At 47.6% G+C, this 13,726-nt stretch carries 13 protein-coding genes; 6 read left to right on the plus strand and 7 right to left on the minus strand.

Features of this window, described 5'->3' with window-relative positions:
* From LUQ50_RS05995 to LUQ50_RS06005, 3 genes are all read left to right on the plus strand, one after another.
* On the plus strand, positions 1-4,331 hold a 4,331-nt coding region (locus LUQ50_RS05995), incomplete at its 5' end, for a right-handed parallel beta-helix repeat-containing protein (RefSeq protein ID WP_300037661.1).
* Positions 4,328-5,134: a hypothetical protein gene (locus LUQ50_RS06000; RefSeq protein WP_300037664.1), complete on the plus strand. Its 807-nt coding sequence runs from the start codon at positions 4,328-4,330 to the stop codon at positions 5,132-5,134. The genes LUQ50_RS05995 and LUQ50_RS06000, both read left to right, overlap by 4 nt.
* Positions 5,135-5,181: 47 nt before the next feature.
* Positions 5,182-5,361, plus strand: coding sequence for a nucleotidyltransferase domain-containing protein (locus tag LUQ50_RS06005; protein ID WP_300037667.1), 180 nt, complete (start codon positions 5,182-5,184; stop codon positions 5,359-5,361).
* A gap of 30 nt (positions 5,362-5,391) precedes the next feature.
* On the opposite strand, the gene LUQ50_RS06010 is transcribed toward LUQ50_RS06005, so the two are convergent.
* On the minus strand, positions 5,392-5,631 hold the full coding sequence (locus tag LUQ50_RS06010) for a type II toxin-antitoxin system HicA family toxin (RefSeq protein ID WP_300037670.1): 240 nt from the start codon (positions 5,629-5,631) through the stop codon (positions 5,392-5,394).
* Positions 5,628-5,858: a hypothetical protein gene (locus LUQ50_RS06015; RefSeq protein ID WP_300037673.1), complete on the minus strand. Its 231-nt coding sequence runs from the start codon at positions 5,856-5,858 to the stop codon at positions 5,628-5,630. Before LUQ50_RS06015 ends, LUQ50_RS06010 begins: the two co-directional genes overlap by 4 nt.
* A 144-nt stretch (positions 5,859-6,002) precedes the next feature.
* Between LUQ50_RS06015 and LUQ50_RS06020 the strand changes: the two genes are divergently transcribed.
* From LUQ50_RS06020 to LUQ50_RS06030, 3 genes are all read left to right on the plus strand, one after another.
* Positions 6,003-6,146, plus strand: coding sequence for a hypothetical protein (locus LUQ50_RS06020; protein ID WP_300037676.1), 144 nt, complete (start codon positions 6,003-6,005; stop codon positions 6,144-6,146).
* A gap of 64 nt (positions 6,147-6,210) precedes the next feature.
* Positions 6,211-6,540 carry a nucleotidyltransferase domain-containing protein gene (locus tag LUQ50_RS06025; RefSeq protein WP_300037679.1) on the plus strand — a complete coding sequence of 110 codons (330 nt, stop codon included), beginning with the start codon at positions 6,211-6,213 and terminating at the stop codon, positions 6,538-6,540.
* Positions 6,527-6,895 (plus strand): HepT-like ribonuclease domain-containing protein, encoded by a 369-nt coding sequence (locus LUQ50_RS06030; RefSeq protein ID WP_300037682.1) that lies wholly within the window; start codon positions 6,527-6,529, stop codon positions 6,893-6,895. Before LUQ50_RS06025 ends, LUQ50_RS06030 begins: the two co-directional genes overlap by 14 nt.
* Before the next feature lie 426 nt (positions 6,896-7,321).
* On the opposite strand, the gene LUQ50_RS06035 is transcribed toward LUQ50_RS06030, so the two are convergent.
* From LUQ50_RS06035 to LUQ50_RS06055, 5 genes are all read right to left on the minus strand, one after another.
* The gene (locus tag LUQ50_RS06035; protein WP_300037685.1) at positions 7,322-8,161 is read right to left on the minus strand and encodes an ABC transporter permease; all 840 of its coding nucleotides are present in this window, start codon (positions 8,159-8,161) and stop codon (positions 7,322-7,324) included.
* The gene (locus LUQ50_RS06040) at positions 8,161-9,099 is read right to left on the minus strand and encodes an ATP-binding cassette domain-containing protein (protein ID WP_300037688.1); all 939 of its coding nucleotides are present in this window, start codon (positions 9,097-9,099) and stop codon (positions 8,161-8,163) included. The genes LUQ50_RS06035 and LUQ50_RS06040 overlap by 1 nt, the downstream gene beginning before the upstream one ends.
* A 228-nt stretch (positions 9,100-9,327) precedes the next feature.
* The gene (locus tag LUQ50_RS06045; RefSeq protein WP_300037691.1) at positions 9,328-11,613 is read right to left on the minus strand and encodes an excinuclease ABC subunit UvrA; all 2,286 of its coding nucleotides are present in this window, start codon (positions 11,611-11,613) and stop codon (positions 9,328-9,330) included.
* Positions 11,610-12,197: a PadR family transcriptional regulator gene (locus LUQ50_RS06050; RefSeq protein ID WP_367278967.1), complete on the minus strand. Its 588-nt coding sequence runs from the start codon at positions 12,195-12,197 to the stop codon at positions 11,610-11,612. The genes LUQ50_RS06045 and LUQ50_RS06050 overlap by 4 nt, the downstream gene beginning before the upstream one ends.
* A 281-nt stretch (positions 12,198-12,478) precedes the next feature.
* Positions 12,479-13,438 (minus strand): ABC transporter substrate-binding protein, encoded by a 960-nt coding sequence (locus tag LUQ50_RS06055; protein WP_300037693.1) that lies wholly within the window; start codon positions 13,436-13,438, stop codon positions 12,479-12,481.
* Between the last annotated feature and the right edge of the window lie 288 nt (positions 13,439-13,726).

Below are 13,726 nucleotides of genomic sequence, written 5' to 3' on the forward strand. Positions count from 1 at the left end.
GTTTTGGTGGTTACGGAATCTATTCAGATGGAACTAATGTCACTATCGCTGATAACGTTGCGAGTGATAATTCAGCGAGCGCTTCACTAAACTATGCCTCTGCCTCTGCTGTTATTAACGGTGATGCAAGTAGTATTGGTGGTTATGGGATCTATTCAAAAGGAAATAATGTCACTATCACTGATAATGTTGCGAGTAATAATTCGGCGAGTACTTCACTAAATTATGACTATGCCTTATTCTCTATTAACGGTGATGCAAGCAGTATGGGTGGTTATGGAATCTCTTCATCAGGGAATAATGTCACGATCAGCAATAATACAGTCAGCAATAATTCTGCGAGCGCTTCACTAGACTATGCCTATGCTTCAGTCAATTCCTATGGTGCCTATGACGCAATTAATGGCAATGTCAGTAGTATTGGTGGTTATGGCATCTCCTCCTCCGGCAATGATGTTGCTATCTCCAATAATACTGACTTCAACAACACTGCGTTCTCCTCCATAGACTATGTCAAAACTGAAGCCTCCGGTGATGGCGTTATTATCGGCAATGCCACCGCCACCGGTGGTACCGGCATCTCCTCATCAGGTGACCGTGCCACCATCTCCAACAATACCGCTGATTACAACTCCGTCAATGCTACCATCACCGTCGGAACCGTCACCGGAAAAGCCCCGATCACCAGCACCTCTTTCACCGGTGGCTTTGGCATCAACGCTACCGGAGATTACGCCACCATCTCGAACAATAACGCCTCCTTCAACTCAAACAGCGGCATTGTCTCCAGCGGTCAGGGCTCCACCATCACCGGCAACACCGCGACCGGTAATGAGGAGAACGGGATCTACTCAACCGGCGATGATGCTACGATATCAGAGAACAGCGTGAGCAGCAATGTTATCGGGATCAACTCCACCGGGGTCAGGGCTACCATCAGCGGGAACAATGCGAGCTGGAACAGCGATACCGGTATTGTGTCCGGGGGTCTCTCTGCCCGGATCGCCGGGAACGATGCGATGTACAACAAGGTCGGGATCAACTCGTCCGGTGATTATGCAGAGATATCGAACAATAAGGCGAGTTATAATTTTGCAACCGGTGACGGAGAGGTCACCGGCGGGTACGGGATCTACTCGACCGGTGATGATACGATCATTCAGGGGAACAACGCGAGTTTCAACTCGGTGACTGCTTCCCTTGATGTGACCGGCAGAGTTATTGAGAATTATAAGGTAAATGCCACGGGCGGGTATGGCATATACTCAACCGGGAATGATGTCATCATACGTGATAATATTGCAAGTAACAATTCGGCAACTGCAATATTGAATGCGAAAGCCTCAGGTTCTGACTCCACCAATGTCTCTTTCAATTCTGCTTTGGCTAACGGTGGGTATGGGATTGCAACGACGGGTAACAATGTAACCATTACAAACAACGAAGCGAGTTACAATTCAGCGACCGCTATCATGAATGCCTCATCCAATGGCATTACGTATGCCAATGCTTCCAACAACTCTGCTTCGGCTAACGGAGGGCATGGAATAGAAGTGACTGGAAATAATGCAATCGTTACGAATAACGCTGCGAGTTTCAACTCGGCAAATGCGATGCTCAATGCTTTTGCCTATGCCTCTGGTACTTATGTTGCCTTTTCCCATTCCGATTCAAATTCTGCATCGACAACCGGGGGATACGGAATAGAAGTAACTGGGAATAATGCAACCATTATGAATAACTCTGCGAGTTCCAACTCGGCAAATGCGATGCTCAATGCTTCTGCCTTTGGCTCTCCCAATTACTATGGCTATTCCGATTCAAATTCTGCATCGGCAGCCGGGGGATTCGGAATAGAAACGACTGGGAACAATGCAACCATCACGAATAACTCTGCGAGTTCCAACTCGGCAAATGCGATGCTCAATGCTTTTGCCTATGCCTCTGGAGATTTTGATGCCCTTGTCCATTCCGATTCAAATTCTGCATCGGCAACCGGCGGGTATGGGATCTACTCATATGGGAATAATACCCTCATCAACGATAATGATGCGGGTAATAATTCTGTCATCGCTTCACTAGATTATACCGAAGTCAAAGCCTGGTCCGGTGTCGTATTTGATGGAAATGTAAGTAGTATGGGTGGGTATGGTATCTCCTCAACCGGTGATAATGTCACCATCAGAGATAATGTTGCGAGTAACAATTCTGCAATTGCTTCGATAGGTTATGCTGATGTTGTTAGCGATGCCTATCCCCTTGCTTATTCCGATGCCGTAATTAATGGAAATGTAAGTAGTATTGGAGGTTATGGTATCTCCTCAACCGGTGATAATGCAACGATCAGCGATAATGTTGCGAGTAATAATTCTGCGATTTCTTCGATAGATTATGGTGCTGTTAATAGCTGTGCCTATCCCCTTGCTTATTCCGATGCCGTAATTAATGGAAATGTAAGTAGTATTGGAGGTTATGGTATCTCCTCAACCGGTGATAATGTCACCATAAGTGATAATGCTGTGAGTAATAACTCTGTCTTTGCTTCTATAGATTATGCCTACGTCAACTTACGATCAGACTCTTATTCCTATGCTCCTTCTGATGCCATAATTAATGGTAATGTAAGTAGTATGGGTGGGTATGGTATCTCCTCAACCGGTGATAATGCAACGATCAGTGATAATGTTGCGAGTAATAACTCTGCGATTGCTTCACTAGATTATGGCACTACCTTTACCGGTGCTTATCTCGAGGCCTCTGCTAATGCCGTTATTAACGGCAATGCCAGTAGTATGGGTGGGTGTGGAATCGCCTCAACCGGTGATAATGTAACGATCAGTGATAATGTTGCAAGTAATAATTCTGCGATTGCTTCACTAGATTATGCTGCTACCTATATCGAGGCCTATACCGATGCCTCTGTCGATCCCGTAATTAGTGGTAATGCTAATAGTATGGGTGGGTACGGAATCTCCTCTTCAGGTAATGATGTTCAGATCTCCAATAATATAGTAATCAATAACACTGCAACATCCTCTATAGACTATGACTATGTCAAGACCGAAACCTTGAGCCCCGGTTCAACCGGAATTTACGGGAATGCAACCACCATAGGAGGCTATGGCATATCCTCCTCAGGTGATCGGGTCACGATCTCCAATAACATAGCCCTCAACAACACTGCGTTCTCGTCCATAAACTATGACAAAACTGAAACCTCCGGCGATGGCTCTCCTGTTATTATCGGCAATGCCACCGCCACCGGTGGTACTGGCATCTCCTCCTCCGGTAACCGTGCCACCATCACCAATAACACCGCAGATTACAACTCCGTCAATGCCCCCATCACCGTCGGAACCGTCACTGGAAACGCCCCGATCACCACCACCTCCCTCACCGGCGGCTTTGGGATCAACGCTACCGGTAACCGTGCCACCATCACCGGTAACCGGGTCTCCGGGAACCGGTATGGCATCGGCATCTCTGACTCATCAACCGGCCTGAACCTGACCGGGAACTGGATAAACCAGAGCACCAACGGAGGGCTGAACATCTCTGACGATGGTGGAGGCGGTGACGGGTACATCTACAACAACTACTTCGGAAACGACCTGAATGTCTGTGCAACCGCCTCTTCAGCCGATAACTACGATTGGACAAACCCGAACGGTCCCACACTCGGAACCAACATCGTCGGTGGGAAATATATCGCAGGAAACTACTGGAGCAATGCGACCGGAGACGGGTGGTCTGACCAGCAGACCCCGAACGAGACCGGGTACTCGCTGACCCCATACGAGGTGACCACCAACGTCTATGACTACAACCCGCTGATCGGAACGCTGCCGACCGATACTCCGACGACAGTTCCAACCACTACTCCAACCGATGACGACGATGATGATGACAATGAATATTACTTCGCTGACCACACCGACACCACCCAGGACACTACCGGCATTCACTTCGTGATCGTCACGGTTACCCTTCCTGACGGAACCCTCGCCGGCAATTCAGCCCAACTCACCGTCACCCTGAAGAATACCGGCTCAATTCAGCTCTCACCTCAGGCCAGGATCATACTGGCACCAGCCAATGCTCTCGCTCAGGCAGTCGGAGAACAACCTGCGATCTATGAGGACGGAAAGTATCTCCTCACCTTCTCACTTCAGATACCACCACTACCGGGAACCTACGTGTACATCTTCAGCCCGGTACAGATCACCCGAGATCCCTCAACCGGTAGGGACATCCGTATCCCGGCAGGCGACTCGGTCCAGTTCACCGTCACCGTCGGAGCTGACGGAACGGTCACCGTGAGGTCACCATGAGATGGACCTGCCTTCTCATCCTGCTTCTGCTCACCGGAGTAGTGGTTGCAGGCCGCCTCCCTCCTGAAATGCCAGAGAACCAGGTCTTCTCCATCGATACCACCATCAGTGCCACCGGGATCATCGACGAGTCCACCGCAACAGACTGGGTCGTAGCAAAGGAAGATCCTCTTGAGGAGAACAACCTGAACGCTTCGGATGTCATCTCGCTTGTCGTATACCATGATACCCTGAAGGGAAACGGGGGAAGCGTCGCTGAAGCAAAGAAGTTCGAGTTCGACTCGCAGTCAAAAGGAAGCAGAACCTACAACATCGAACAGGAGAAGGTGCTCAGTTATCTCAGCAGGGAAGGATCCCTGCTTACCGGAAGTGAACGACTGCTCATGGACAACACCGGCAACTACTCCACCTCAACCAGCACGGTCGCCTGTGTATTTGCTGACGAGGCTAGATATCTCGTTCCTGCGTTCTGCAACGTCGTAGAGGCGAAGAGTGATCTCATCAACATCAACCATGCAAAGATCTCTACCAAAGGCCAGATCAGATCCGCAGGCGGATTCAGCACCCCGGCAGGACTGAACTACCGGATAGCCGTCACCCCGGACGGAAAATCAGCATATGCAGAAGGAACTGTATGGACATCGTTTGCCGGCAGCATCATGGAAGCCCGTGATACCAACCAGTCAGATGATACCTGGAATAAGACCTCTGCAACCAACTCGTGGAAGGATATCACCCGGAGCAGCGGGGAGATCAGGAACCTGCAGAAGACGTTTGGATACCGGTCGGGGCTGCGGGTGTGATAAAACATAGAGCCTGAAGATGAAAAGATCAGTACCAATACAAGAAGATGAATCTATTACCATTGCTACGCCAGCATGAAGTAATCCTGCAAGAACGGTTCGGAATCGCAACAATCGGCATATTTGGCTCATATGTCCGGAGAGAGGAGCGGGTTGATAGCGATGTTGATGTACTGGTAACATTTCAAATCAAGCCCTGTATCCTTAAAGAGATAGTGTATGCATGAGCCGACCTGTAGTTATTCACATGACCCCTCTTATATCTCTTCCATAATTGATACCCAGTCTCTGCCGGTTTTTTCTGCAATCTCTTTCACAATATGGGAAAGAGTTCCCGTTTTGAGTGGATCATGTAATGGAACTGTAATCCCATAATGTTCCCCATCGATGTTGCACTCAAGCCGAACATGACTCCCTGTCTGTCTAACCTGTTGAAACCCATTTGAAAGCAAATACCCGATTAGATCAGAACCAGATATATTCCGGGGAACCTTCATACGGCAATAACAACATCCTTCACAATATGGAGTCTGATTAAAGACGGGAGCGAAGTATCACCAAAGTGACAGATGACCGCATCACGAACCATCTCCCTGAGATTATCAAGGGTGTCAGCCTGGGTAAAAATCGGATATGTCAGTGATCGGGCGATATACCCACCTTCATCAGCCTCCTCCACAAGAAAGAGAATCTCTGTTTCTCTATGTTTTTCAGATATGATCATTGATGTCCTGTAATCAGAATGATATGTATTGATTCCTATCTTTAAGATTTTTTTCAAGATCGATTAGTTTAGGAGATCCGGAACGTAAATCGTTAATTACCTTGACTTTTTGATTATATCCCTACATCCCCTGCCGGCAGCATCATGGAAGCCCGTGATACCAACCAGTCAGATGATACCTGGAACAAGACCGCTGCAATCAACTCGTGGAAGGATATCACCCGGAGCAGCGGGGAGATAAAAAACCTGCAGAAGACATTCAGATACGTATCGGGGGTGCGGGTGTGAGAGAGATCTTATTGCCTGATGATGCTACATATCAATAGGATAATACGAGTAATCCGGATAGAATATGAAACCTGAAAACCCTACACAACTACATCAGAGGGTGATACCATATCTTTCACGTGTTCAGGAAGTATGTATTCGTCACCAGGTCGAAAAACTTGCAGTTTTCGGATCAATGCTCACCGAAAAGGAAAATCCCGCTGATATCGATCTCCTGGTTACCTTTCATGAGATGGAACCGGTTCAATACGCACACGAATATTTTGGCCTAGAATCTGATCTTGAAAAAATATTTAATCTCCCTATCGATCTCGTTGAGGAACATGCAATAAGAAACCCGGTTTTTCGGGAAATTGTCGCAGAAAGCAGTATTGAATTATATGCTTCAACGTGAGATCAAAAAATTATTCTGGGATATCCTTCTTGCAGGTGAAGATATACAGATATTTACTGAAAACGTTGAATTCGCAGAGTATAAACTAAACCGGTTGCTTCAGGCAGCAGTTGAACGAAAACTAGGAATAATTGGGGAAGCTGTTGGACATGTAATACGTCTTGAACCAGCACTCAATGAGATAATTATTGATGCCCCCCATATTATTTCTCTCCGAAACCGGTTAATTCATGGATATGACTCCCTTTCATCTGAAATAATATGGGGGATTTGTGAACATGATCTCCCGGTATTGATGAAAACCATTCGGACATGTATCGAAACAGATGAAGTGAAGGACTCAACAACCGGATAACCATCAACCCAGGCATCAGGCGGGATCAAAAACTCCAGAAGACGTTCGGGTACGTATCGGGGATGAGGGTGTGAGTAGGATTGTCCTTCCCGCTCATGACTGACTGCATCCTTCTTACAAAGGAAAGACTCTCATATTCTGCCCTTTAAAGGAATGTTGTGGTATCAGAGATACCAGCATTAATATCGGTAATTATCGAGATCCTTTCAGATATCCGGGAGAACGATATCCCGATGCTCAGTTGATACCCTCTTTTTTTGCTATTGATATTCTGATTGAAAGTAATCGGTATTCGTATGTTAGACGGGATATTTCCGATCTGTTTTGATAAAATCAGGTAACCAAAAATACAAAATGAGGATCCGAACCCTGATACCAGGGACCGGATGAACCAGATACCCCCTGTTTTTCACTCAAAAAAAACGTTCAGGTGATAATTGCCCGGTTAATCGTTCTCAAGGTAACCCAGAACAGGATCAGGGCAAGGCATACCAGGTAGAGAAATGAGATCGCTATCTCAACCGGCGTATAGGAGAACGCCAGCCCCAGAGCAGTAAAATGATCCCCGATCGTAAAGAACCGAAGCCCGTTGGTCAGATGGGTCAGGGGGTTGATCAGGGCCAGTTCTTTGATCCCCGGTGGCAGTCCTTCTCCCGGATACAAGGAATTAGACGCAAAAAACAACGGCATGGAGAGTATCGTGGTAATTCCCTGGTATCCCTCCGGAGAAGAGGTGGTAAATGCCATGTACAGAGAGACACACAGGACTGCAGCAGAGAATGCCCCGATAAAGAGGATGATTCCTGCTATTGAGATGATGATTCCAAGCGGACTCTGACCGGCAAAGGTTGACACGCCCAGTATCATCCCGAGTACGATGATGATTACCGTCTGAATCAGCGACTTGGTAATGGCTGAAAGGATGATTCCGATGATCAGATCACGCCGTGGCATCGGGCTGGCAAGAATCTCCCGGAGGATTCCCCAGTTCTTATCAAAAAGAACCGAAAATCCCCCATAGAGATTGGCGAACATGATCGTAGCCGCAATCATACCCGGACACATGAATGTCAGGTAATTGACTACCACAAGTCCTGCAGGAGGAACTGATGCCTGGAGTAACCGCTCAAAAGTACCTGCCATGGCAAATCCGAAAAGCACCAGCCAGAGGACCGGGTGAAGCATCGAGGTGAAGAGTTGATCCTTGAACCTAAAGTGCCGCGTCATATCACGCTTGAACACCGGATAAAAGCCGGGAATCATCATCAGTCCCTCATCTCCGTACCGGTGTAGTGCATGAACACATCATCCATCGAAGGTTTTTTGAGATTCACCGCAAGCACACTGATTGCGTGTTCACCCAGGTATCTCATGATATCAGGGAGCAGTCTGGTTCCGTCCTGTTCTGAAATGATCATCAGTTTTCCTTCATATCTGCTCATTTCCCTGATCCCGGATAGTCCGGTCAGGATCTGCTGAGCCGTAGTGTTGTCTGATGTCTCGAGATAGATGACATCATTTCCAAGACTTTCTTTGAGTTCTTCCGGGGTTCCGTGGACAATAATGGTTCCGTGATCGATCAGGGCTATGTGGTCAGAGAGGAGATCGGCCTCGTCCATATAATGGGTGGTCATAAATATCGTGGTTCCCTCCTGATTGACGGATCGAAGGTAATCCCAGGTTTTCTGCCTGGTCTGGGGATCCAGACCGATAGTCGGCTCATCAAGAAAGAGCACCCGGGGACGGGTCATCAGGCCCCTTGCTATTTCCAGGCGGCGTTTCATCCCGCCTGAGAGGTTATTCACCAGAGTATCTGCTTTCTCTTCCAGTTCAACCAGCCTGAGAAGTTCTCTGATCCGGGTCGTCTTTTCTTCGTGGCTCATCCGGTAGATATCCCCGTGAAAATCCAGGGTTTCCCGCACCGTCATGTCTTTGTCCAGCGTGATCTGCTGGAACACGATGCCGATGGACTCCCTTACCCGTGACCGCTCGGATCCCAGGTCATATCCGGCGATGGTAACAGTGCCGCTTTGTAAGGGGAGCAGGGTTATGAGTGAGTTGATAACCGTACTCTTCCCTGCCCCGTTCGGTCCTAAAAATGAGAATATTTCTCCCTTTCTGACCTGAAATGAGATGTCACTGACTGCCTTCATATCCCCGTATGCGTACGAGAAATGGGAGACATTCAGGATGATATCATCCATGATACACTCCATTATTCGTGTTGATTACTCCCTGATATGCCGGAATTATAACATCATGAATACCCATACATTGCTCCTCTCTGTCCTGAATTTTCTCACGGCTGTTCTCGCTATATCTATGGTATATGGAGGTATATTTAGCAAATTTCATTTTAAAATCGGTAGAATGATATGAAATTTTAATATCTGCGGTCGTCATCATGCAGTATTTTTAAACCGCGGAGATGATCATCCCTGAAGCACCCTGCTGCATGTGAGCCGGGCATCGTTTTCGTATGGGATTGCACAGGACCTGAGGTACTGACCGGTAACCGACCGGGGATCCTCCATAATTGCTTCCGGCGTCCCGCTCGCGATCACTTCTCCTCCTTTGCTTCCTCCTTCAGGTCCCATATCGATGATCCAGTCAGCCTGCCTGATCACATCCAGGTTATGTTCAATGACGATCACCGAGTTCCCGGTATCCACGAGATGGTGAATAATCCCGAGAAGCCGGCTTGTATCAGCCATATGCAGACCGGTTGTCGGTTCATCCATGACATAGATATTTCCTTTCTTATGCAGTTCGGTTGCCAGTTTAAGCCGCTGTGCCTCGCCACCCGAGAGGGTACTCAGTGACTGCCCGATCTGCAGGTAATCCAGCCCGACATCAGCCAGCACCCGGAGTTTTCTCCTGACCTCAGGTGTTTCGAAGAGATCACCTGCATCCCTGACGGTAACCCTGAGGATCTCAGAGATCGTCTTTCCCTTGTAGGTCAGGGTGAGGACTTCAGGGCTATACCGCTCGCCGTTACAGGCATCGCATACCGTGGTCACATCATCAAGGAAATGCATATCCATCTTCAGGACGCCGGTACCCTTGCATTTGGGGCATGCACCTTTCGCATTGAAACTGAAGTATGACGGGTCTGTCCCGGTGGCATGGCCGAGTTCTTTTCTGATCGCATCAAAGATGCCGAGATATGTCATCGGGTTGGACCGCGATGATCGTCCGACTGATGACTGGTCGATAACCACAGCGTCGGGATGCTGCTCACAGAATATCCCGTGGATCAGAGAACTTTTCCCGGATCCTGCAACACCGGTGACACAGACCAGAACCCCTTTTGGGATCTCTACCGATACCTGTTTCAGGTTGTGCAGGGATGCATTTTCGATTCTGAATACCCCTAGCGGTTCTCTCCGGTGCCGGGAACATGCTCCGATCTGGTTCAGGTACCGGGCAGTCAGGGTATCTGATCTGATGAGTTCATCAGCCGTTCCGCTGAACTGTACCATTCCACCCTGTGAACCGGCTCCCGGGCCGATATCGATGAGGTAATCGCTGGCCCTGATGATCTCCGGGTCATGTTCGACCACCAGAACCGTGTTCTCTTTATCCCTGAGTTCACCCAGAATCCGGATGAGATTGCCGATATCACGTGGATGGAGCCCGATACTTGGTTCATCAAGGATATAAACAAGATTTACGAGTGTACAGTCCAGTTGTTTTGCTATCTTGACCCGTTGTGCCTCACCACCTGAAAGGGTGGCAACGGTGCGGTGCAGCGAGAGGTACCCAACCCCGATCTCGATCAGGTACTGGATGGTCATCTTCATCCTGGCGATGATAGGATCTGCATAGGGATGCTGAATCGTATCCAGGTATTCCCGGAGTTCAGGCAGTTCCAGGAAGACAAGATCCGGGATGGTTTTCCCCTGAACAGTGACCTTTCTGGCCCGTTCGTTGAGTCTGGTTCCCTGACAGTGCGGGCAGGTCTCATAGCTGAAAAACTGTGTGTATGCGTCTGAATTCTCTTCCTTATTGATATAGGTCTTCTTCAGCCGTGAGATAACCCCTTCATAGGAGGAGTTGTATTTTTCACCGAACCGGTCACCCTGAATCGCGGTCTGTGGCTGATAAAGGAGGCTGAACCGCTCCTCCGGGCTCATCTCGCTGACCGGCTTATACGGATCAAACATCTTCGCGTTCATCAGGGAGTTCCAGTAATACCCTCCTTTCTTGTACTGGGAGTGCAGGATAGCTCCGTCTGCGACCGATTTAGAGGGGTCGATAAGCTTCTTCTCATCGATGACCATCAGTTGCCCGAGTCCTGAACATTCAGGGCACATGCCATCTGCATTATTGAACGAAAAGAGGTTGGATCCACCGATGAACGGTTCTCCGCACCGGGAAAAGAGGAGCCGCAGGTAGGTATAGAGTTCGGTCATGGTTCCTACCGTTGAGCGGAGTGTCTGTCCCGGCCGTTTCTGGTCGATGACGATGACCGGGGAGAGATTAATGATCTCATCCACGTCAGGACGGCTGATCTTCGGAAGCCGGGAGCGTTCAAAAGTTCCAAAGGTCTCGATGAGCTGCCTTCTGGCCTCGGCACTGATGGTATCAAACACCAGGGAACTCTTCCCGCTTCCTGAGACCCCGGTAACGACCACGATCTGATTCTTTGGGACTGATACCGAGATATTCTGCAGGTTATGGACTCTGGCTCCGGTGATCCGGATCGCCTGGCTCATGTGTTCTGCTCCTGCTGGTCAGGTGAAGAAACCGGGGTATATCCCGTATTTTCGTTGTAATCTTTAAGAAAACTGAGTGCCCATTCCCGTTCCGCTTTGATCAGGAACTGGCGTCTCCGGGAGAGATGGATGTTGCCTACTTCACATTCGTTCTCTATCAGGTACTTTTCAAGTTCGATATAACAGGTGATCCGGGAATCGATAGAGGATATGTAGGTGGCCATCACCTCGTTTACCTCGGCAGGGGTGAGAAGGTGAAGGTTTGCCAGGGCGAGGTCGATCTGGTAGATCGAGATCTCGAGTTCTGACATGATCTCTACGATACGTTCTTTCAGGTCACGTTTTCCTTTCTCAGTGAGGGTGTAGATCTTCTTGACCTTGTTCGTCTCGGTAACGGTGAGATTGACATCAACCAGGAATTTTTTCTCAAGTTTTTCAAGCACTTTGTAGATGGAGGAGATGGAGATCTCAGTCCAGTACCGCATATCATGTTCCACTACACTCTTCTCCATTTCGTAGGGATACATGGGCTTTTCTGAAAGTAACCCCAGAAGAGCGGTCTCCATGTTTGAGATCTTACTCATCCAATATTGTACGAGTACAATACTATATCAGTGTAACCATTGTCGGTACTGTTCAATATGATCTCCTGCATGTTGGTATGACCTGACTTCCATTGATATGGATCTCAGATCTCTTTCCTGGTAATCAGCGATGGACCCCTGACTGGGCTATTACTCCCGCAGTATCCTGGTAACAGCCACGTGTTTGCCCCTGATCTCTATCAAAGGGCCATGAATTTTTCTGATTTAGCCATCAGGTGTAAACCGGCAGATGAGATCATCTGAATAGGTTAGAAAAAAAGTTATGATGAACTTTCATTGAACTGATGAAGGGACGAGATATCGAATTTTTTAGCATCACTGGTCATATCCTCGTTGTACTCCTTCAGATAGAGAGCAGAAAGGAACCCATCGCTATGCATTTTTTGAATAATTTCATTCAGTTTTTCAACAAAAGATACAGCATATGTGCCATTTCCTTTCTCAACCGCAATCCCGGAATATCCGGTAAATGCATAAGGCTTCAATTCAGTTAATGGTGTTCCATTTGCGATACGTGCCTTCATATCTGTTTGAGGAAACAAAATTGCATCAAGTTTTCCGGATACCAGGTCATTAATTGCTTCTGGATCCCCGGTATATTCAACAATCGTGGGGTTCTTTACCTGATTATCAGTTACATCTCCAATCATACTGAGATTATTATTGAGGTAGTTTAACTGGGCAGACTGAACATATACACCGATCTTTTTACCTGAAAGGTCATCGATGCTGGATATATTGGTGTTATTTGAACGGATGTAAAAGGATGATGCCACTGAAAATATCGGTTGCGTAAAATAAAGCCATTTCAGACGATCATCGGTCATATAGAAATCAGTGTAGTAATCCCACTTGTCTCCCCAGTCACCCTTTTTTAACTCTTCACTGTTGGTGGCTACGTAACAGGAATCGACACCAAGTTCTTCTGCAATATGTGAACCAATTTCTACATCATATCCACTGACCTGATTCTCTGCATACTGCTCATCTGTACATTTCGACTCAGGATCACGGGCCGTATCATTCTTGATCGTGAAATCCGCGACCAGATCGGTATTAACAGCCACAACTAATGTACCCCGGTCAGTTATCTCTGCAAGCCTGTCTGCCTGGGTGCCTGTTGCGTTCTGTTCTTTTTCTGAAGAGTCTGCATAAACCATCGTTGCAGAAAATACGAGCAAAATAACAATTAATCCGAGATACAATCCTCTTTTTACCATGCACTTCTCCTGAAATATAAGATAAGTAAGCATCTGACACTAAAAAATATATTTATATGTCCCTCCTCATAGAATGGAACAATGGATTCATTCACTGAAATGAAACGTTTTACTCATTATTTTCATTCATCCTGGACGATACTTCCAGACCACATTCATTTGATCTGCACTGGTTACCGAGTTCTCTTCCAGGAGGAACCTGGATCAAAAAAATAGTAGTGAGGTTGATTACACAAAATAATTACTGAATGAGTTCTTTCAACCCGTTACCGATTTCAGTAATACTAA

This window comes from Methanospirillum sp., from assembly GCF_028679455.1.
Classification (GTDB): Archaea; Halobacteriota; Methanomicrobia; order Methanomicrobiales; family Methanospirillaceae; genus Methanospirillum.